Origin of the sequence: Streptomyces canus, from assembly GCF_001514145.1 — a bacterium.
GTDB classification, from domain to species: Bacteria; Actinomycetota; Actinomycetes; order Streptomycetales; family Streptomycetaceae; genus Streptomyces; species Streptomyces canus.
Genome location: NZ_KQ948670.1, coordinates 202,424 through 221,210, shown reverse-complemented (window position 1 = coordinate 221,210; position 18,787 = coordinate 202,424). Strand labels below are relative to the sequence as shown.

Below are 18,787 nucleotides of genomic sequence, written 5' to 3'. Positions count from 1 at the left end.
GCTCTCCCCCGCAGACCTGGTGCCTTGTGAACAAGGAGATCCCGCGCCCGCAGCCGAGGAGCGGCGCTTGCCGCCCGCGGACAGGACCGGGCCGGAGCCGGGCCCCGGATCACCTGCAGGTGATCCGTCCCGACTCCTGACGTGCTGGTCGGAGAGGCACTGTCACACCCGCGTGGGACCGTGAGGGTTTGGACAAGCGGCGTGCGGTCGACGCCCGCTCCGGGGGCATGCCCGTGCCGCCCGGCAGGCAGGAGTATCCGCACGGCTGCGGGCCGGTACCAGCCGACACGACAGCCACCGCGCGCCCCGAGCCGAGAAAGGCCGCGTCATGACCGACATCGACACACAGTTCCTGCGCAGCCTGTTCGACGAGGAAGGCAGCCTGCACACCGCCGGCCGCACCGCCCTGTACCGGCTCCACGGCCCCGAAGGTCTGCTCTACGTCGGCATCTCCACCTGTCCGCTCACCCGCATCCGCACCCACCTGCAGCAACAGCCCTGGGGCCGCCGCGTCATCGCCATCCGGATCGACTACCCCGACGACGCGCACGCAGCCGAACGCGAAGCCGTCCAAGCCGAACGGCCCCTGCACAACGTCGTCTTCAATGGGATGACCCCTCCCCCGCCACCCGACCGGGCCTCACGACTGAGGTCCGAACTCGCCGCGCAACAGCGGCGGCTGGAGGAACTCGAGGCGGCCGTACCCGAGTCCACTACCCACCTACGTCTCATCCTCCGCGGCATCGACGCAGCACAGACAAAAATCGTGAAACTCGCCAGAAAAGCCGAAGAAGCCGAGGCCGCACAACCCTCACCCGGACGGCCGACCAGACGGGCCAAGCCGTAGACGGCGTATCAGAGTCCAGCGTGCTGCGCGGCAGCCGTGGGGACTGCCGCGCCGGACTGTCGGAGCGGTCTGTGATGCGCACGTACGGCGGCTGCCACCCGACGGCGCAGAACTCTCTTGAAGTCGGCCTGGCGCCGGCCGCGTGAGAAGCTGCCGCCGCTCCCCGCCACGTCCCTCCAGCCGATCATGCTGGGCACCGAGGCCGCGATGGCCGGGCTCGGGTGGGGCGCACCCTGGCGACGAAGCTCGCCGGCAAGCCGCCCGAAGCCACAGAGCAGACGCAACTGCCCCAGGAAAGTGGCCCACTACGGCCGTGCCGATGCCGTTCCCGTCGACGCGCTCGACCCCATGGAGCTCGACCAACAGACCGCTGACAGCCGTGCCCACGCCCCGGACCACCTAGGCTCAGCCCGACGCGTCCATCAGGGTGGCAACGTAGGCATCCAGCCGCTCCTCCACAATCCGTGCCGTCAGCTCTGTCCTGCCTGCGCCCCGCCATGGCAGCGACACCTGCTGCACTTCTTCTGAGACCGCCAGCGCGTCCCGCACCTGCCAGTACAGCCGGTCGCTCGCGGCCGCCGCCAGCACTCCGCCGGCCTTCTCATACGCCCCAGCGAACCGCACACCCCACGCCGGCCCATGCAGCAGCGCGAGATTGGTGCAGCAACGCGCGACATCGAGGTCCGCCGGGCCCCAAGAAGCTCCTGCCCAGTCGACGACGCCGGTGATTTGGAGGGCTGTCGGACTCGGCGACGGCACGTCCAACAGCACGTTGCCCGGGTGGAAGTCCCGGTGCAGAAACCGCCCCTCATAGGCGGGTGCGGGCTCTCGGATCACGTCGACCGCCGCAGCCCATGCCGCCGCGTCGGCGCCCTTCGGTGTCACGACCGTGTCGGCGGTCGTCAAGGTCACGAACCCCGGGGGCCGCTCGGCGGGGGCGGGTCGCACCGCGTGGATCGCCACGAGCTCACGGGCGAGCAGAGGGACGCGCGCCTCCACTCCCTCGTCCTCGAGGACCGTCCGGCCCGCCAGATGAGTCATCAGCAGCGATGGATACTCGCAATGCACGGCCTTGCGATCAACCGCGACCAGTCCAGGAGCCGGCACGCCGGCCCCCGCGAGCAGGGCAACGGCGCACCGCTCCCTGTTCAGCCAGTCGTCGGCGTACTCCACATCGACGAACGTCCGCAGCACCAGGTCACGGGTGCCTCCGTCCCGCCCACCGACGGTCAGACGCCGCATCTCCGCGGTGATACCCCCGTGCAGCGCCTCGGTTTTGACGACCCGTTCACCCATGTCGAGATGCCGGCCCACCCAGGCCAGCGTCAACGGCCGGACGGCCCCCGCCCCATCGTGGTCTGCCACCTCGCCACCCCATCATCCGGACGGCCACACGCGGACGCTTTTGCTCACTGCTGATCCGACGGGTTGCCCGACTGGCGCAGGTGCCCGTCGATCAGGGCGAAGGTGGCTTCCGGCTGTTCGATCTGCGGAAGATGGCCGGCCTTGGGGACGACTTCGAGTCGGCCGTCGCCGAATGCGTCGGCGTACGCGGCGCCGTAGGCGGGGGTGACGATGCGGTCGCTCTCACCCCAGAGCAGAAGGGAAGGCACCTGGACCTGTCCGAGCCGGCGCAGCAGCGTGGGGTCGTGCATGTAGGGATCGCCGGCGAGGATGCGCATGGTAGCCATGTTGGCTTGTCTGCGTGCGAGTTCTTCGGCCGGGAGGCCGGCCGGGTCGAGGTAGTAGCGGTCCGGGTCGTGCCAGGAGTGCTCCGCGACGCCGCGGGCGTCGAGGGCGAAGAAGTCGGTGATGTGTTCCGACTCGACCTGCACGCCTACCGCGTCGATCAGGACGAGGCCGGTGATGCTGCCCTCGCTGTCACGTGCGGCCATCTCGGCGGCTGTCCAGCCTCCGAGGGAGGAGCCGACGACGAGAACATCGCGCAGCCGGCGGTCGCGCAGCATGTGCAGATAGGCGAGGGCAAGGTCGTCGATGCCGGTGAGCCAGGCGGGGCGCCGGGTGCCGTCCCAGCCGGGGTGCACGGGTGTGATCGTGTGGGCGGTGCGGGAGAGGTGCTGGGCGAGGCCGGCGACGGTGGCGGGGCCTCCGCCGCCGTGCAGGACGAGGACCGGCCTTCCTGCTCCGGCCTCGGACAGAGTCAGGGACAGATCGGCGTACATGGCTGATGCGTTGGTGGACATGCCGACCATAGTAACTAAACATCTTTATATAAGCTAGCTTGGTCATGACGTAGACTCGATGCATGGACGTTGAGCTGCAAGAACTAGGCAGAGCGGTCAAACAGGCTCAGTACCGACAGCATCGGGCCCTGGACAGCGCCCTCCAGACCATCGGCACGACACTGGCCCAGTGGGACGCCTTGCGCGCGATCAGCCGCTCCCCCGGAGCGTCCGCCCGCGAACTGGCCGCGGCCACCTTCCAGACCGAACAAGCCTTCGGAACACTCGCCGGCCGCCTCACCGCCCAGGACCTCGTAGAACGCCGCCCAGGACACGGCCGACGCATCGAACACCACCTCACACCCACCGGCCGAAAAACCCTGACAGCCGGACACAAGATCGCCGACGAAGTGCTCGCCGACTGCTTCTCCGCCCTGCCGAACGCGGACCGCGCGACCCTCCTCTATCTGCTTCAGCGCCTCGCCGCGGCACCAGACGGTCCCTGAGCCGCCTCGGGTCCGATGGCGGCTTGGGACTCTCCCGGGCGACTTGAGCCTGACCGCCACAGCGGCTTCGCGGACGCAACGGGTGTGAGTGGTGGAGTTCGTGATCGCCGGAGCGTGACGGAAGGGCGAACAGGGTTACCTGATGGGGAAGTCGGCGTGAGCGGACAGCGGCTTCTCATGTCACAGCCGGTGTCCGAGCGACCCACCAAGGTGATCAACGTCGGTATGAGATTCGTGTGGGAACTGGTGGCTCTGGCCCACTTCGACTCTGGGCATGGGCCACCCTGCCTGCTCCCCTTCGGTATGTCTGCCTCGTTGCCGTTCCCATGGTCGTGGCCGGGCTGGGGCATCGCAGACGGCCTGCGCGACCGGCTGACTCGTCTGGGCGTACCTTTCCTCGGCGGACTCCCTGCCGGACACGGCCTGCACCCTACGACCATCCCGCTCGACACGTCGGCCACCATCGACACCGCCGCGAGGACGCTGACAGTTGGACGACGGCGCCGTAGCCGGCCGACGAGTCACCCGGCGGGCTTGATGCGGAGGACGGCGGCCGCATCCATGATGCTGACGACCTTCAGGCTCATGGCGTCGTTGATGGTCGCAGCGGGGCCCTCGCCGCAGCTGAAACCGACACCGCCTCCGCCGTCCGACGACACGCTGCCGCCACCGGAACAACCCGAGATGCTGTAACCCGAACCTGCCAGCTGGGCGACCATGTCCACCTTTCCGCCGGCGATCGCGGTCACCTTGATCGGCCCGAGGCCGTATGCTTCCGGAACCGTAACGGCGTCTCCCACTGCGACCTTGAGCTCACACGTCCCGTCAGCACACGGTCCCGTTGGGGAGGGCGACGGCGTGGCCGTCCGTGGGTGATCGGATGCCGACCCGGATCCGGAGCTGCTTGGCCGGCCGTCCGCGGAGGACCCGTCCGAAGAGTCCGAGGAACACGATGTAAGAACGGCGAACACGGAAGCGACGACAACGGCAACGACGGCGGTGGACGACATTCCTCTACGCATCATGATTGCCATTAGACCTCTGCCCCCGCCGCCCGGGCGGGTGCGCCACAAGACCTCCCCGGGAACGTTCGGCACCGCCACAGCAGGCTGAACGCGTCGGCAGAGAGCAGCACTTGCCCTACCGACCGGCCGGAGGCATACGGACGACCGCTGTTCCGCCCTCCAGATCCACCATGGTGCGGTTCGGTGGTGCCCCGTCCTCCTCGTCGTCCCTGAGTATGAGCGCCGACTGGCGCTCCTTCAGTTCGCTCTGCTTGCCCGGCGAGAAGCTCGCATGAAGCTGCTCGAAGCCGGTTGCAGAGATCTGTCCCTGTCTGGCGTTGTTCCGCCAGGGCAGCAGCCCAGCTCGACCTGCGCGCAGAAGCAGCTGATCAGCGAAGGCCACGGCGGTCAGCACGATGACCAGTCCGGGCAGGGTCATGAAGACGGCGAATCCCATGCGCCCAGTATCCGTAGTGAAGACACACGCACACGCTGACTTCGGAAACCCTTTTCGCCCACCCCCGCACCCCTCGGCGCCGTCCCGGCGTCACCGAGAAGAGCATGTTCGGCGGCCTCGCCTTCCTGTACCAGGGCAACATGGCCGTCGGCGTGACCGGCGACGAGCTCATGGTCCGCGTCGGTCCCGACACCGCCGACGCGGCCCTCGCCCGCCCCGGGGCGAGGGTCTTCGACATGACCGGCCGCCCCATGCGTGGCTGGATCGTGGTCGCCGGGTCCGCCGTGACGGAGGACGAGGCCCTGGGAGCGTGGATCGACGAGGGACGCGTTTTCGCGGCGAGCCCGCCGCCCAAGTAGAGGCCCCGGCCGCCGCCGCGGCGAGCGGACCAGTGGCACGTCGGCGCGGCCTTGGGGTGCGGTGGGTTCGCAGTCCTGGCGGGAGCGCGTCCTCCTACCACCGCACCGGACCACTCCCCCTGGCCGCGGCGGCCGCGCCAGACGCCGATCAGACGGTCACTGGCCGGCTCCCGGACTTCAGTTGCGCGGCCCCACCGCATCGAGTACGGCCTCCAGTTGCCGTAGCGGATCCGGGCCGGCGATCCGCAGGACGACCGTGTCCGCGCCGGCCGTGGCCAGAGAGCGGAGACGCTCGGCGGCCTGTGAGGCGGGGCCCGAGACGGTGAAGACCTCGTGCGGTGGGCGGCCGAGCCAGGCGCCGTGGCCCTCGATGTGCGGGTGCAGGACCCCCGCCACCTCGTCGGCGTCGTCACCGACGCAGGCGAAGGCGAAGACCGTCAGGGCATGGTCGGACGCGGCGCCGCCCTTGGCGGTCAGCGCGCGGGCGTTCTCCAGGTCGCGCGGGCCGTGGCCCTCAGTGATCACGGTGCCGTCCGCGACCCGGCCGGACAGTTCCAGGGAGCGAGAGCGCACAACGCCCGCGACAATCGGCGGCACCTCAGTCGGCGGATGTGTCAACTGGACTCCGTCCAGGCGCACTTCACGGCCCGTCAGTTCCACGCGCTCCCCACGCAGCAGCGCGCGTACCGAGGTGATCGTCTCCTCGAGCAAGGCCAGCGGGGAACGGGCCGCGGCGCCCACCTGGGCCATCCACTCCTGCACCCCGTGCCCGATCCCGGCCACCAGTCGTCCGGGGAACACCCGTGCCAGCGTGGCCAGTTCCATCGCCAGAAGCGCCGGGCTGCGCAACGGGGCGGGGGCGATGCCGATACCCACCTTGATGCGTTCCGTGGCTCCCAGGGCCACGGCCGCCGCCGACACCCCGCCGTTCCACCCGAGGTCCTCCACCACCCACACGTCGTCCACGCCGAGCGCCTCTGCCCGCCGCGCGAAGTCGGGAAGCCCTTCCGGGGCCCAGTCTCGGTCGTACATCACGCCGATCCGTACGTTCGTCATACGCGGAACCTATGTGGCGGTGGCAGCTCGTTCAACGGGGTGTCCCGGCACCAAGGCCCTGATCGTTCTGCGGACCTCGAACCGGCGGTGGACCTACGTGAGCCCCACCCGCTGCACCATCGGCTACCGGAGACCGGAGCACAGATCACCGTGGGGGAATTCATGAACTCCCCCACGGGCTGTCGTTTCACCATCAGCCATCCCGAACGGCCGGCTGCTGCCAGCCCGTCGGCATGGTGGATCGGGTTCTGGTCATAGCCGTCACGGCAGTGCGGCCACGACGACGCCCAGGAGCTTTCGGAACCGCTCCGGCTCAGCCTCCGCTCTTTCGCCGGAACGACCGCTGGCTCGCAGCCGGGCCGTGCGCCCCACGGATCTTCGAGGCCTGGGGATTGGCAGCAAGGTCGGCGGCGTCGGCCTGGGCACCACGCTTGCGTGCCAGGGCCTCGCGGAACTTGCGCTTGAGGTCGTAGTTGCCGTCGCTGTCGGGCGCGAGTGCGGACGTCTCGGGCTCGGCCGGCTCCGAACCTTCTGGGGATGCAGCTTCTGCGGTCATCGTGACCTCCTGGGTTCGGGCAGTGGGAATCACAGCTTGTCATGCCGGGCGCGGTACGGGGCGCCAGTGTCCCTTCTCAGGCGTACGGGGGCGGTCATGACCGGTCGCGAGGCTCCGGGGAGGCAGAGCTGTGACGGCGACGCCTTCTCCGGTGGAACCCCGACGGACTGGACCTGTAGCCCATGAGACGAACGTACGGCCACCGCCTCCTCCACGCCCCCGAAGCGCATCGGTCCGGCCAGGCCATCTCTTTCGGATCACCCTCCCGGGCGTGCGATAGGTTGCCCGCCATGACTGAACTCGCTGTCGTCGCCTGGCCAGTTGCCCCGATCACAACCGAGCGGCTCGTGCTCCGCGAGTCCGAGGCCCGGGACCGTGCGGCGTTCATCGAGCTGCTCGCCTCGCCGGATGTGCATACCTACCTCGGTGGTCCTCAAGCGCGTGATGAGCTCGAGCGCTCGGTGCCTGAGACGCCCGGCCGGCGCCCTGGCCATTTCGTGATCGAACTCGACGGGGCGATGATCGGCACCGTCGAGGTCAGCCGGCGCGAGGCGGAGCGTCGCGGCAACGTCCGTCCGGACGCCGGGGAGGCCGAGCTCAGCTACCTGTTCCTGCCGGAGGCGTGGGGGCGCGGGTACGCCGCCGAGGCGTGCGCGGCGGCACTCGACTGGTTCGCCGATGCGCTTCCCGATGTGCCGGTGGTGCTCTATACCCAGACCGCCAATGCCCGCTCGATGCGCCTCGCGGCCAAGCTGGGGTTCACCGAGGTGCAACGGTTCGAGAAGTGGGACGCCGAACAGTGGATGGGCGAGTGGTCCCCGGTCACACCGCCCGCTTGAGGGCAACCACCCCATGGCTCGCATCGACCGCCGTTGCCGGGCTGGTGCGCGGGTGCCTCCAGCGGGCAGGACCGGCCGAGCCGTCACCGGCGCCCTGATCACGACCTCACGGCGAACCCTGTGACCCGTTGTCAGCCGTCCTGGATCATCGCCGCGTCGAGGAGGGGGCCGAGCTCGCGGGCCACGGTCGTCAGTGGACGTATGTCCCGCTCCGCCCGGGCCATGACGATCGCTCCTTCCAGGGCGCTGACCATGAGGGTGGCCAGCGCGGCCGCTCGCTCCTCGGGCACGCGCATGTCGGTCAGCGCCCGCGCCACCGGAGCGGTCCAGGTGGCGAACGCCTCCGCCACGGCCGCCCGCGTCGACGCGGTCGACTCCGCACAGTCCACCGTGGCGGCGGCGACGGGACAGCCACCCGCGAAGCCGACGCTCTCGTACTCGTCGGTCCACTGGCGCACCATTTCCGCGAACAGTCCGCTCGGTGTCGGTTCGGGCAGGGCGGCAAGGAAACGGGCGACTCGGTCGGCGGCGTATCGGCCTGCCCACTCCACCGCCTCGTTGACCAGTTGCTCCTTGCCGCCGGGGAAGTAGTGCTGGAGCGAACCGCGCGGTGCGCCGGCGTGGGCGGCGACCTCGCGCATGCCGGTGGCGGCGACCCCGTCGCGCCGGATGAGCTGAGCAGCGCTGAAGACCATCCGCTCCCGTGCGCCCCTCTCGGGCACCGCCATCGCCGACCTCCCTGTGTGGTGCGTGCGCGTCCACTCTATGACCGCCGTCATAGGAGCACTTACTATGACCGCTGTCATAGCGTGCGGCAACGGCTCGGCTTCGGCGTGAGTCGGAAAAGGCGGTGCCTTGTGTACGTGGGATTCATCGGCCTCGGAACCATGGGGCAGCCCATGGCCCTCAACCTCCTCCGGGCCGGGACGCCTCTCGTCGTGTGGAACCGCACCCCCGGCCGGTGCGAGGCCCTGCGCGCCGCCGGAGCCGAGGTCGCCGCGAGCCCCGCCGAGGTCTTCGAGCGGGCCCGGACCGTGGTCCTCATGCTGGCCGACGAGGCTGCCGTGGACGCCGTGCTGGGGCGTGACACCCCGGACTTCGCCGGCCACGTCGCCGGACGGACCGTCGTTCACATGGGCACGACCTCGGCCGAGTACTCGGGCGGTCTGCAGGATGTTGTCCGGGCCGCGGGCGGAAGGTATGTCGAGGCTCCCGTCTCCGGCTCCCGCATCCCCGCCGAGCAGGGGGAGCTGGTGGGAATGACGGCGGGTGACGACGACGCCGTCGCGGCCGTACGCCCTCTGCTGGCCACGATGTGCCGGGCGACGTTCGACTGCGGCGCGGTCCCCGGCGCGCTGCTGATGAAGTTCTCGGTGAACCTGTTCCTGATCACCCTCGTCACGGGGCTGGCCGAGGCGTTCCATTTCGCCGACCGGCACGGACTCGACCAGCGCCTGCTCCGGGACGTCCTGGACGCGGGCCCGATGGCAAGTGCCGTCTCACGGGTGAAGGGGCCCAAGTTGCTGGCCCGCGACTTCACCGTGCAGGCCGCCGCCACCAACGTCCTGGAGAACAACCGTCTGATCGCCGAGGCCGCCCGCAAGGCCGGTCTGGCCTCCCCGCTCCTCGACGCCTGCCACGCCCTGTACGGCGAGGCCGTCGAAGGGGGCCACGGCGACGAGGACATGGTGGCCGTGCTGCACGCCCTGGAGGCCCGGACCGACGGCACACCCGCACCCGTCGGACAGCCGGAGGACCAGTCGAGACGGCCCTGCGCTGGACGAACGCCTGCCGCCGCACCGCCACCGTGACGCTGCCGCACGCGGCTCAGCGGCGCGGCGAGTCGTGGATGAACTGGCGCGTAACCGGTGCGCGCGTCCCGGTCCACCGGAGGCGTGCCGTGCTGCTCGCGGCCGGTGTCCTCGTGGTCTCGGCAGGGGTCACGGTGCCGGACTCGCTGCCCTGTGCCGTGTGAGCCAGTCCCAGCCTGAGACGAACCGGTCCAGGTGCCCGGCCCCCGAAGCCGGTGACCGAGCAGGATGGTGGCGCATTCGCGCGACTCGAAAACCGTATTGGGGGAACCGGGAGAGGTGCCCTGACCCACGAGAGGGAGGCGGGTGCACGAGGCCCGGATCCCTGCACCGGAGGAGAGGCCATAATGGCGCGCGAACAGGACTCCCGGCAGGCCGTCCCGAACACGCCGGGCATGCGCCCCGACACCGACGGTGTCACCCGTCGTCGGCCACTGCGGAGGCAGCACGTCGAGGAGACGGTCGAGGTCGCCGTGCCGGTGCGGACGGCGTACAACCAGTGGACGCAGTTCAAGACCTTCCCCCGGTTCTCGCCCGTGGTGCACGGCGTCGAACAGGTCAGGCCCACCGTGACCGCCTGGACCATCGGCTACGGGCCGCTGCGCCGCCGTTTCGCGGTGGAGATCGTGGAGCAGGACCCCGACTCCTACCTGGCCTGGCGCGGCCTGGAGCAGCGCCCCTCACATCAGGGCGAGGTCGAGTTCAGGCCGACGGAGTCGGACGGCACGGCCATCACCGTCCGGATGCTGCTCGAGCCACGCGGGGCCGCGAAACGGCTCACCGGCTCTTCCAAGATCACGCAGGTGACCGCCCGGCTGGTCCGCCGCGAGCTCCAGCACTTCAAGCAGTTCATCGAGGGGCTGGGACAGGAGGGCGGGGCCTGGCGCGGCACCATCCGCAACGGCCGGGTACAGCACGATCACCCGGAACCGCCGAGGAGCCGTGTGGCCCAGTGGCCCGTCGGCTGACCCCGCGTATCGCAGGCGGCAGGACGGACGCGGCAAGAGAAAGGTGAAGCGATGCAGAACCCGCACGGCGAGGAGCCGGAGACCACCCTCTCCGTGACACCGCCGAAGAAGTGGGCGGCCGGGGTCCCCGCGGTCGTGCACGCGCTGGAGTACTCCCTGGAGCAGACCACCCCGCGCAAGACCGCGGTGGACCTGCTGGCCATGAACCAGGTGGGCGGCATCGACTGTCCCGGCTGCGCCTGGGCGGATCCGGCCCCGGGACAGCGCCATCGCAACGAGTACTGCGAGAACGGCGCCAAACACATCAACGACGAGGCCACGAAACGCCGGATCACCGCCGACTTCTTCCGTGAGCACAGCGTCTCCGACCTCGCCGGGCGCTCCGACATGTGGCTCAACCAGCAGGGCCGGCTCACCGAACCCATGATCAAGCGGCCGGGCTCGGACCACTACGAGCCCATCAGCTGGAACGACGCCCTGGGTGTGCTCGCCGGGGAACTCACCTCGCTCGCCTCCCCGGACGAGGCCGTCTTCTACACATCGGGCCGGGCCAGTAACGAGGCCGCCTTCGTCCTGCAGCTCTTCGCCCGCGCCTTCGGCACCAACAACCTGCCCGACTGCAGCAACATGTGCCACGAGTCCAGTGGCTTCGCCCTGAGCGAGACGCTGGGCACCGGCAAGGGCACCGTCAGCCTCGACGACCTCCACCACGCCGACCTGATCTTCCTGGTGGGGCAGAACCCCGGCTCCAACCATCCGCGCCAGCTCACGGCCCTGGAGGAGGCCAAACGCAACGGTGCCCGCATCGTGGCGGTCAACCCGCTGCCCGAGGCCGGGCTTCGGCGCTTCAAGAACCCGCAGAAGCCACGAGGGGTCGTCGGACGGGGCACCCAGATCGCCGACCGCTTCCTGCACATCAAGCCCGGTGGCGACCTCGCCCTCTTCCAGGCCCTCAACCTCCTGCTGCTGGAAGCCGAGGACGCCCGGCCCGGCACCGTCCTGGACCACGACTTCATCGACGCCCACACCGCCGGCTTCTCGGAGTTCGCGGAGCATGCCCGCACCGTCGACTGGGACGACGTGCGCGAGGCGACCGGACTGACCCGCGAGGAGATCGAGAAGGTCCTCGACGAGGTCCTGCGCAGCGAACGTGTCGTCGTCTGCTGGGCGATGGGCATCACCCAGCACAAGCACGGCGTGCCCACCATCCGGGAGATCGTCAACTTCGTGATGCTGCGCGGCAACCTCGGTCGCGCCGGCACCGGCGTGTGCCCCGTACGCGGGCACAGCAATGTCCAGGGCGACCGCACGATGGGCATCTGGGAGCAGATGCCGGACACCTTCCTCGACGCGCTGCAGAAGGAGTTCGGCTTCGATCCACCACGCCCGCACGGACTCGACTCGGTGAACGCGATCAAGGCGATGCGCGAGGGCCGCGTCAAGGTGTTCCTCGCCCTGGCCGGGAACTTCGTACGCGCCGCTCCCGACAGCGAGGTCACCGAGGAGGCCATGCGTTCGTGCCGGCTGACCGCCCACATCTCCACCAAGCTGAACCGCTCGCACATCGTGTGCGGTGATACGGCGCTGATCCTGCCGACCCTCGGCCGCACCGAACGCGATGTACAGGCCGACGGCGAGCAGTTCGTCACGGTCGAGAACTCCATGAGCGAGGTGCACACCTCCCAGGGGCGCCTCGAACCGGCGTCCCCCCTGCTGCTGAGCGAGGTCGCGATCCTGTGCCGGCTGGCCCGCCGCACCCTCGACGGCAAGCCGGACATCCCCTGGGACCGGTTCGAGGGGGACTACGGCACGATCCGTGGCCGCATCTCCCGCATCGTGCCGGGATTCCACGACTTCAACGCGCGGGTGACACGACCAGGGGGTTTCCAACTGCCCAACCCCGTCAACGAGGGCGTGTTCAACACCTCGGCCGGCAAAGCGCTGTTCACCCGCAACGAGCGCGTGATCCCCAAGGCGCCCGAGGGGCACCTGCTGTTGCAGACCCTGCGCTCGCACGACCAGTGGAACACCATCCCCTACACGCTCGACGACCGCTACCGCGGCATCCACGGCAGCCGCCACGTCGTGCTCGTCAACCCGGCCGATCTGCGCGAACTCGGCCTCTCCCAGGGCGACCACGTCGATCTGGTGAGCATCTGGGTGGACGGCACCGAGCGCCGCGCCGAGAACTTCGAGGTCGTCCCGTACCCGGCCGCACAGGGATCGGCCGCCGCCTACTACCCCGAGACCAACGTCCTGGTGCCGCTGGACAGCGTCGCCGACATCAGCAACCAGCCCGCGTCGAAAGGCATCGTCGTCCGCCTCGAGCCCACCCCCGCCTGACCGAACGCAACCGGACCTACGTGTCCGCGGGGCGGGTGAAGGCGTAGGCGCGCTCGACCTTGGCCACGTGGAGCGCGAACGAGGCGTACCAGTGCTCGCGTCCGTACGCACGAGCCAGGGCGTGCTCCGCGTGATCCCGCCATGCGGCGATCGCTTCCTCGTCCCGCCAGTACGACACCGTGATCCCCAAGCCGTTCGCACCGCGAGCGGCATCGACACCGAGGAATCCCGGCTGGTCGGCAGCCAGTTCGAACAACCGCTGGTCCATCTCTCCATAGCCGTTGTCGCCGGCGGTCCGCACTGCCGTGAACACCACCGCGTAGTAGGGCGGGGCGGGCAGCGACGCGGGCACGGGATCGGTCACGCGAGTCCTCCGACGGACGACACCAGCAGGATCGCCTCAAACGATCTCGCGCATCCGCCCGAACCCACAACCCTGCCGACCCACGCTCCCAGGGACCGCGATCGGCCGAATGCCGTCTGTCCACGGATCGGTGAAGGCCCATAGCGTGTGCGGCCTTCGCGTTCTGGGAGGTCTCGTGAACGGTCTCCGTGCGGTCGTCGTCTGCTTGGTGATCGCGTGTGCCGCGGTGGTGTCGCCGGCTGCGGCCGTGACACCGAACCCTGCCGTGACCCCGAGCTGGTCGGCGCTGCCGGTACCGGCGGCGGCCCCGCCCGTGACCGTGTCCGATCTGGCGGCCCGCGGGCCGTCCGAGGCGTGGGCGACCGGGTACGAACAGGCCTCCGACGGACTGCGGCCGATGTTGTACCGGTGGAACGGAACGGCGTGGAGCCGGGACACCACCTTCCCCGGTGCGAGTGAGCCAGGCTGGCTCGGCAAGGTGCAGTTCGTCGGCACCGACGTGTGGATCCTCCACAACCGCGCGGGAGAGGGCGAGATCCTGCGCCGGTCGGCGGGAGGGTGGAGTGCCCTTCCGCTGCCGCAAACCCTGTGGACCTACCAGGACTTCACCGCGACGCCGGGTGCCGCGTGGGTGGTCGGTGAGGACGACACCGGGCTGAAGGTGCTGCACTACGACGGTTCCCGCTGGACCGCACAGGCCACCCCGGCCGACGTGCTGTACCTGATGGGAGTCACCGCGCGTACCGCCGACGACGCCTGGGCCTGGGCGGACACCAGCACCGGGACCGCCGTTCTGCACTGGGACGGCACGGCATGGCAGGACGCGAAGGTGCCGCTGCCGCCGGACAGCAACGTGCACACGCTCCTGCTCGAACCGTCCGGCCGGATCACGATCGGTGGCAGCCAGTACACCGACGGCGTGGCAAGCACCTACCTGATGACCTTCAACGGACACGCCTGGCGCACCGCCCACCCGCCGCTGGGCGACACCTCCACCGAGGCCATGGTGCGCGGCCCGGACGGCGCGCTGTGGCTGCCGGTGCGCAGCAACCGCGCGTTCCAGTCGAGGTACGCGCGGGTGGACGGCCCCCGCACCACCTTCTCCTACGGCCCGGAGCGCACGAACGCGATCGACGTCAAACCGCGTGCGCTGACGAGGGCCGGGTCCTCACTGCTGTCCTTCGGCACCGTCGAGATCTACGGCTCGAAACCGAACCTGATGAGCGAGCGGCTGGGAGGCTGAGCATGACCAGAAGGCTTCTCGTCGCGGCCCTCGCTGTCGCCATGGCCCTCGTCACCGCCATGGGCTCGGCCGCGGCGCAACCGCTGTCCTGGCAGCACGTTCCGGTTCCGGCACAGGTACGCCCCCAGGCCGCCCTGAACGAGGCCGTGGCAGTCAGCCCGGACCGGGCGTGGGCGGTGGGCGCCGACGCCGTGGGGCGCGAGGCTCCCGGCTTCCCGCTGGTGCTGCGCTGGGACGGAACCGCGTGGCACCGCCAGAGCCTGTCCGGGATCGGCTGGCAGGGAGAGCTGCTGTCCGTCGCCGCCAGCTCACCGACCATGGTCTGGGTGGTCGGTCGCGATGCGGCGGGTGGCGCCCGTCTGCTCCGTTTCGACGGCATCGCCTGGTCCGAGAGCCGGCCGCCGCCCGGTGTGGCGCTGACCGGAATCGTCGCCGGCGGCGGTGAGGCCTGGCTGATCGGTTCGCGCGACGGTACCCAGGTACTGCTGCGCCGGGACGGGAGCGCCTGGCGGGACGTGCCCGTGCCACCGGGATCGGTGTACGGGCTGCACGTCAAGGCGGCCGACGACGTCTGGGCAGCGGGCGCCACCGACTCGGGTGCGGCCGTGTCCCATTGGGACGGGCAAGCGTGGCAGCAGACGATCGTGGACGGGTTCCCGCGGTCGGCCGTGGGCAGTGTGCTGGCGGTCTCGCCGACCGAGGTGTGGGCGGGTGGCACGGCCGGGTTCGTCGGCGGCCCGCCGGGCCGGCCGATTCCCCCGCTGCTGCTCCGCTTCGACGGGCAGACGTGGAGCCGGGTGAGCGTCCCCACCGATTTCGGCTCGATCAGCTCACTGGCGGCCTCCATGTCCGGCGGACTGGCCTGGGTCTCGGTGGCCCGTTCGCAGAAGTGGGGCCCGGCCGGCAGCTCTCCCCCGCTTGTCCCCGGGCCGGACTTCCTCGCCTGGAACGGCCAGTCGTTCACCGAGTACAGCGAACCGGCGGTGGCCGGAGAGGGAGACTCGCGGACACTGCGGCTGGCACCGGTCCCAGGCACCGACACGGTGTGGTCGGTCGGCCGCGCCGACGGCCCCGAAGGCACCTTCGCGCCCCGTACGTTGCGCTTCGGCTGAGCAGAAATCCCTCCCCTTCCCCGGATGGCTCCGCACATGCACGGCTTCCCTCGTTCGAGAGACATACGGCACACGCACCGAAGAACTCGCCGTGACGGGGTACCCGAGCTCGAGTAAGGGCGGTCAGACGCACTGTTGCCGTTTGACAACAAAAGCCGGGAAGCAACACAGTAACCGTGTCGGACGTACGGGGAAGGACCTGGAATGCCCCGGTGGACGGAGACCACTCCGTGTGCTGGTCACCCATGTCGAGAGGTGACAAAGACGCTGTCGGCGCGATCGTCGGTTCAGGCGGTCCGGCTGCCGGAATCCGCCGCGTCGTCGTGTATCTGCGTGGCTGCGGCGACGCAGAACGCCTCCAGCCCCTCCAGCAGCGCGCCCCGCTTGGCGGCAGGCATGTCGGCCAGCACGGTCTGCAACTCCCTCTCCCTGCGAGCGCGCAGGTCGACGAGGAAGGCGCGGCCCGGGCCACTGAGATGCAGCCGCACCTCACGCCTGTTCTCCTCGCTCACGACCCGCTCGACGAACCCGGCCGCCACCAGCCGGTCGCAGAGCCGACTGGTGGACGGCGGGGTCGAGGCGAGGGACTCGGCGAGGGTGCGCAGGTTGATGCCGTCGTGGTGTTCGAGGATGTGCAGCACCCGAAGCTGCGACGCGGAGGTGGGCGCGGTCGAGGCCCGGCCCCACACGACCTCCAGCAGCTCGACGGCTGTGGTGGTCACGCGTGCGACCTCATCGCGCTCTGAGCGGCGGCGGAAGTCAGTCACGATCACACTCTCGCAGGCACTGGGCTGCTGTCAGCGTACTAGGCACGCGCGCTGACCACACGGGACCGGGATGGTCGAAGCGGCCCACCGGGGGGCGACCTCGCGAGTGGGACCCGTACGTCGTCCGGCGAAGGACAGGTGTATTTCGCATCATGAAGAGATTCTTGGCCGTTGAACGCGCTCTGCGCACAGCGGCCCCCCACGAGTTGCTCGACGCCATCCGCGCCGTACTGATCGAGCAGTACGGCGCGGAGGACGTCGAGCTGTTCATGGCCGACTACAGCCTGAGCGTGCTCCAGCCGGTGTCGGTGCTGCCGTACACGCTGGAGCCGGTGTCGGTGCACAACAGCCCGGCCGGCCGGGCCTTCGGTTCCCAGCAGCCGTACCGGGAGGAGGGGCGGAACGGGCGGACCCGCCTGCATCTGCCGGTCAGTGTGCGCGGCGACCGGCTCGGCGTGCTGTCGCTCACGCTGTCCGACGGCGACGCCGCGCACCGGTGGGAGTCCGAACTGGCCGACATCGCCGACGTACTGGGGCACGAGGTGGTCGTGGCCGAGCGCGACACCGACGTGTATCTCCAGGCTCGGCGCAAGGACCGGCTGACGCTGGCCGCCGAGATGCAGTGGCAGCTGTTGCCCGGCCGCGCCTGCTCCCGCCCCGAGTACGACCTGGGGGCCCAACTGGAGCCAGCCTACGCCATCTTCGGCGACAACTTCGACTGGTCCGCCACCGCCGACCACCTGATGCTGTACGTCACCAACGGCATGGGCGAGGGCATAGAGGCGTCCCTGCTGACGAACCTGGCCATCAACGCGCTGCGCAACGCACGGCGTGCCGGGCTCTCCCTCGCGGACCAGGCGGCCCTGGCGGACCAGGCCGTCTACGCCCACTACCGAGGGCACTGCTACTTGTCCGTCCTGATGTTCGACTTCGATCTGGCCACCGGCCGGGCGAGCGTCGTGGACGCCGGCTCCCCGCAGTTGCTGCGTCTGCGCGGCGGGACCGTGGAACGGGTCGACTTCGACGCCCAGCTCCCGCTGGGCATGTTCGAGGAGACCGACTACATGGCGCAGGACTTCCACGTCGAGCCCGGTGACCGGCTCGTCTTCGTCAGCGACGGCGTCCATGCCGTGGCCTCCCCCAGGGGAGAGGCGTACGGGGAGGCGGCGCTCGCCCGGGCCATCCACTCCACGCGACTGCTGCCCGCCGCAGAGGTGCCGCGCGCCATCCTGCGGGAGCTGACCGGCCACCGCGGCGAAGCCATGCCGGACGACGACGCCCTGATTGTCTGTCTGGACTGGCGTGGCAGGCCCGAGTGCGAGTGACAGGCGAACCGCCCCCGTGGCGGCGACCGCATGTTGTTCGCCCCACACGCTCGCGTTAACGTTTGCCATGCGGCAATAATTGCTACATAGCCTGACCGCCCGGCGGGCCCTACGGCCACGCAGGCAAGGAGACGATGCAGGTGGCGGACCACGACACGGCCCCCGGAACGGCGAAGGAGCTGGGTGCCTTTCTGGAACGGCGTCGTGAACAGATCGCCCAACGCTGGGCGGACGCCGCCCTGTTCCGTACGGTCTTCACCGTCTCCCGGGACGAGGCGGTCGAGGCGTGCAAAGCGGTGCTGGACGCCCTGGCCGACGTGTCCCGCTCCGGACGGCTGGAGGATGTCGAGGCTCCGGGATTCGGCACCGTGAGAGACCAGCTCGGCCGGATGGCCGCGGCCCGGGCCCGGGCCGGGTTCACGCCGGTGCAGATCGCCGGCGAGGTCGCTGGACTGCGGGAGCCGGTGACCGCACTGCTGCGTGCCGAGTTCCAGGACGACGCCGACGACGAGCGGGTCACCGCGTGCACGCAGGCGCTGGCGGTCCTGACCTCCACACTGCGTCTGGTGATCATGGAGACGACGGTGAGCGCGGGCGAGGAGCTCATCGCCCGGCAGCGCCAGCAGCTGCTGGAGGTGGCCACCCCTGTCATCAAGCTGTGGGACGGCGTCGTCGCCGTACCGCTGATCGGCACCCTGGACAGCGCCCGCAGCCAGGTCGTGATGGAGAGCCTGCTGGAAGCCATCGTGGACCAGAGGGCGGCGTACGCCATCCTCGACATCACCGGCGTCCCCACCGTCGACTCGCTCGTGGCCCAGCACCTGATGAAGACGGTCGCCGCGGCCCGGCTCATGGGCGCCGAGTGCATCGTCTCCGGGATCCGTCCCGCCATCGCGCAGACCATCGTCCAGCTCGGCATCGACCTCGGGTCGATCATCACCCGGGCCGGCCTCGCCGACGCGCTGGCCTACGCGCTCACCCAGCAGGGCATCGTCGTCTCCGCGCGCCCGGTGACGGAGGCGGGCCCGCGGTGACCGGCCTCCCCGC

At 70.1% G+C, this 18,787-nt stretch carries 21 protein-coding genes; 12 read left to right on the top strand and 9 right to left on the bottom strand.

Annotated features, from left to right (window positions below):
• Positions 1-328: 328 nt before the first annotated feature.
• A complete protein-coding gene (locus AQJ46_RS37870; protein ID WP_059209870.1) occupies positions 329-847 on the top strand; it encodes a GIY-YIG nuclease family protein in 519 nt (172 codons plus the stop codon).
• A 405-nt stretch (positions 848-1,252) separates the two neighbouring features.
• Here AQJ46_RS37870 and AQJ46_RS37865 read toward each other — a convergent pair whose 3' ends face one another.
• Together AQJ46_RS37865 and AQJ46_RS37860 are read right to left on the bottom strand one after the other, a co-directional pair.
• Positions 1,253-2,212, bottom strand: a complete 960-nt coding sequence (locus AQJ46_RS37865; protein ID WP_225887490.1) for a phosphotransferase family protein — start codon at positions 2,210-2,212, stop codon at positions 1,253-1,255.
• Between the two features lie 44 nt (positions 2,213-2,256).
• Complete coding sequence (locus AQJ46_RS37860) at positions 2,257-3,051, bottom strand: alpha/beta fold hydrolase (protein ID WP_079072603.1); 795 nt, start codon at positions 3,049-3,051, stop codon at positions 2,257-2,259.
• Between the two features lie 62 nt (positions 3,052-3,113).
• Here AQJ46_RS37860 and AQJ46_RS37855 point away from each other — a divergent pair, with 62 nt between their 5' ends.
• Positions 3,114-3,536, top strand: coding sequence for a MarR family winged helix-turn-helix transcriptional regulator (locus tag AQJ46_RS37855; protein ID WP_059209869.1), 423 nt, complete (start codon positions 3,114-3,116; stop codon positions 3,534-3,536).
• 521 nt (positions 3,537-4,057) lie between these two features.
• Here the strand turns inward: AQJ46_RS37855 and AQJ46_RS37850 are convergent.
• Together AQJ46_RS37850 and AQJ46_RS37845 are read right to left on the bottom strand one after the other, a co-directional pair.
• Positions 4,058-4,336 carry a hypothetical protein gene (locus AQJ46_RS37850; RefSeq protein WP_059209868.1) on the bottom strand — a complete coding sequence of 93 codons (279 nt, stop codon included), beginning with the start codon at positions 4,334-4,336 and terminating at the stop codon, positions 4,058-4,060.
• Positions 4,337-4,676: 340 nt separating this feature from the next.
• Positions 4,677-4,997: a DUF6191 domain-containing protein gene (locus AQJ46_RS37845; RefSeq protein WP_059209867.1), complete on the bottom strand. Its 321-nt coding sequence runs from the start codon at positions 4,995-4,997 to the stop codon at positions 4,677-4,679.
• Between the two features lie 35 nt (positions 4,998-5,032).
• Between AQJ46_RS37845 and AQJ46_RS37840 the strand changes: the two genes are divergently transcribed.
• A complete protein-coding gene (locus AQJ46_RS37840) occupies positions 5,033-5,356 on the top strand; it encodes a TfoX/Sxy family protein (protein WP_059209866.1) in 324 nt (107 codons plus the stop codon).
• 177 nt (positions 5,357-5,533) lie between these two features.
• Here the strand turns inward: AQJ46_RS37840 and AQJ46_RS37835 are convergent, their stop codons facing one another.
• Both AQJ46_RS37835 and AQJ46_RS37830 read right to left on the bottom strand, forming a co-directional pair.
• On the bottom strand, positions 5,534-6,412 hold the full coding sequence (locus AQJ46_RS37835) for an LLM class flavin-dependent oxidoreductase (RefSeq protein ID WP_059209865.1): 879 nt from the start codon (positions 6,410-6,412) through the stop codon (positions 5,534-5,536).
• A 313-nt stretch (positions 6,413-6,725) separates the two neighbouring features.
• Positions 6,726-6,968, bottom strand: a complete 243-nt coding sequence (locus AQJ46_RS37830; protein WP_059209864.1) for a DUF5302 domain-containing protein — start codon at positions 6,966-6,968, stop codon at positions 6,726-6,728.
• Positions 6,969-7,258: 290 nt separating this feature from the next.
• Between AQJ46_RS37830 and AQJ46_RS37825 the strand changes: the two genes are divergently transcribed.
• Entirely contained in the window at positions 7,259-7,807 is a 549-nt protein-coding gene (locus AQJ46_RS37825; RefSeq protein WP_059209863.1) for a GNAT family N-acetyltransferase, read from the top strand.
• Positions 7,808-7,938: 131 nt separating this feature from the next.
• Here the strand turns inward: AQJ46_RS37825 and AQJ46_RS37820 are convergent, their stop codons facing one another.
• Positions 7,939-8,535: a TetR/AcrR family transcriptional regulator gene (locus AQJ46_RS37820; protein ID WP_059209862.1), complete on the bottom strand. Its 597-nt coding sequence runs from the start codon at positions 8,533-8,535 to the stop codon at positions 7,939-7,941.
• Positions 8,536-8,664: 129 nt separating this feature from the next.
• Between AQJ46_RS37820 and AQJ46_RS37815 the strand changes: the two genes are divergently transcribed.
• The 4 genes from AQJ46_RS37815 (at position 8,665) to AQJ46_RS37805 (ending at position 12,929) form a co-directional block, all read left to right on the top strand.
• Entirely contained in the window at positions 8,665-9,618 is a 954-nt protein-coding gene (locus AQJ46_RS37815; protein WP_059209861.1) for an NAD(P)-dependent oxidoreductase, read from the top strand.
• Positions 9,619-9,656: 38 nt separating this feature from the next.
• Entirely contained in the window at positions 9,657-9,782 is a 126-nt protein-coding gene (locus AQJ46_RS58540; protein WP_263972891.1) for a hypothetical protein, read from the top strand.
• A gap of 183 nt (positions 9,783-9,965) precedes the next feature.
• A complete protein-coding gene (locus tag AQJ46_RS37810) occupies positions 9,966-10,586 on the top strand; it encodes an SRPBCC family protein (protein ID WP_059209860.1) in 621 nt (206 codons plus the stop codon).
• 51 nt (positions 10,587-10,637) lie between these two features.
• The gene (locus tag AQJ46_RS37805) at positions 10,638-12,929 is read left to right on the top strand and encodes an FdhF/YdeP family oxidoreductase (RefSeq protein WP_059209859.1); all 2,292 of its coding nucleotides are present in this window, start codon (positions 10,638-10,640) and stop codon (positions 12,927-12,929) included.
• 16 nt (positions 12,930-12,945) lie between these two features.
• On the opposite strand, the gene AQJ46_RS37800 is transcribed toward AQJ46_RS37805, so the two are convergent.
• Entirely contained in the window at positions 12,946-13,293 is a 348-nt protein-coding gene (locus tag AQJ46_RS37800) for an antibiotic biosynthesis monooxygenase family protein (protein ID WP_059209858.1), read from the bottom strand.
• 175 nt (positions 13,294-13,468) lie between these two features.
• Between AQJ46_RS37800 and AQJ46_RS37795 the strand changes: the two genes are divergently transcribed.
• The gene (locus AQJ46_RS37795; RefSeq protein ID WP_059209857.1) at positions 13,469-14,536 is read left to right on the top strand and encodes a hypothetical protein; all 1,068 of its coding nucleotides are present in this window, start codon (positions 13,469-13,471) and stop codon (positions 14,534-14,536) included.
• A 2-nt stretch (positions 14,537-14,538) separates the two neighbouring features.
• Positions 14,539-15,648, top strand: a complete 1,110-nt coding sequence (locus tag AQJ46_RS37790; RefSeq protein ID WP_059209856.1) for a beta propeller repeat protein — start codon at positions 14,539-14,541, stop codon at positions 15,646-15,648.
• Between the two features lie 287 nt (positions 15,649-15,935).
• Here AQJ46_RS37790 and AQJ46_RS37785 read toward each other — a convergent pair whose 3' ends face one another.
• Entirely contained in the window at positions 15,936-16,370 is a 435-nt protein-coding gene (locus tag AQJ46_RS37785; protein WP_057614012.1) for a MarR family transcriptional regulator, read from the bottom strand.
• A 197-nt stretch (positions 16,371-16,567) separates the two neighbouring features.
• On the opposite strand from AQJ46_RS37785, the gene AQJ46_RS37780 reads away from it, so the two are divergent.
• Together AQJ46_RS37780 and AQJ46_RS37775 are read left to right on the top strand one after the other, a co-directional pair.
• Complete coding sequence (locus AQJ46_RS37780; RefSeq protein WP_059209855.1) at positions 16,568-17,740, top strand: PP2C family protein-serine/threonine phosphatase; 1,173 nt, start codon at positions 16,568-16,570, stop codon at positions 17,738-17,740.
• Positions 17,741-17,874: 134 nt separating this feature from the next.
• On the top strand, positions 17,875-18,774 hold the full coding sequence (locus AQJ46_RS37775; protein ID WP_059209854.1) for an STAS domain-containing protein: 900 nt from the start codon (positions 17,875-17,877) through the stop codon (positions 18,772-18,774).
• The last annotated feature ends 13 nt before the right edge of the window (positions 18,775-18,787 follow it).

What these genes read in the sequence shown, in the direction of transcription:
- AQJ46_RS37870 (WP_059209870.1), top strand. Translation starts at nt 329, where the DNA reads ATGACCGACATCGACACACAGTTCCTGCGCAGCCTGTTCGACGAGGAA.
- AQJ46_RS37860 (WP_079072603.1), bottom strand. Translation starts at nt 3,051, where the DNA reads ATGTCCACCAACGCATCAGCCATGTACGCCGATCTGTCCCTGACTCTG.
- AQJ46_RS37855 (WP_059209869.1), top strand. Translation starts at nt 3,114, where the DNA reads ATGGACGTTGAGCTGCAAGAACTAGGCAGAGCGGTCAAACAGGCTCAG.
- AQJ46_RS37845 (WP_059209867.1), bottom strand. Translation starts at nt 4,997, where the DNA reads ATGGGATTCGCCGTCTTCATGACCCTGCCCGGACTGGTCATCGTGCTG.
- AQJ46_RS37835 (WP_059209865.1), bottom strand. Translation starts at nt 6,412, where the DNA reads ATGACGAACGTACGGATCGGCGTGATGTACGACCGAGACTGGGCCCCG.
- AQJ46_RS37830 (WP_059209864.1), bottom strand. Translation starts at nt 6,968, where the DNA reads ATGACCGCAGAAGCTGCATCCCCAGAAGGTTCGGAGCCGGCCGAGCCC.
- AQJ46_RS37825 (WP_059209863.1), top strand. Translation starts at nt 7,259, where the DNA reads ATGACTGAACTCGCTGTCGTCGCCTGGCCAGTTGCCCCGATCACAACC.
- AQJ46_RS37820 (WP_059209862.1), bottom strand. Translation starts at nt 8,535, where the DNA reads ATGGCGGTGCCCGAGAGGGGCGCACGGGAGCGGATGGTCTTCAGCGCT.
- AQJ46_RS58540 (WP_263972891.1), top strand. Translation starts at nt 9,657, where the DNA reads ATGAACTGGCGCGTAACCGGTGCGCGCGTCCCGGTCCACCGGAGGCGT.
- AQJ46_RS37810 (WP_059209860.1), top strand. Translation starts at nt 9,966, where the DNA reads ATGGCGCGCGAACAGGACTCCCGGCAGGCCGTCCCGAACACGCCGGGC.
- AQJ46_RS37805 (WP_059209859.1), top strand. Translation starts at nt 10,638, where the DNA reads ATGCAGAACCCGCACGGCGAGGAGCCGGAGACCACCCTCTCCGTGACA.
- AQJ46_RS37790 (WP_059209856.1), top strand. Translation starts at nt 14,539, where the DNA reads ATGACCAGAAGGCTTCTCGTCGCGGCCCTCGCTGTCGCCATGGCCCTC.
- AQJ46_RS37780 (WP_059209855.1), top strand. Translation starts at nt 16,568, where the DNA reads ATGAAGAGATTCTTGGCCGTTGAACGCGCTCTGCGCACAGCGGCCCCC.
- AQJ46_RS37775 (WP_059209854.1), top strand. Translation starts at nt 17,875, where the DNA reads ATGCAGGTGGCGGACCACGACACGGCCCCCGGAACGGCGAAGGAGCTG.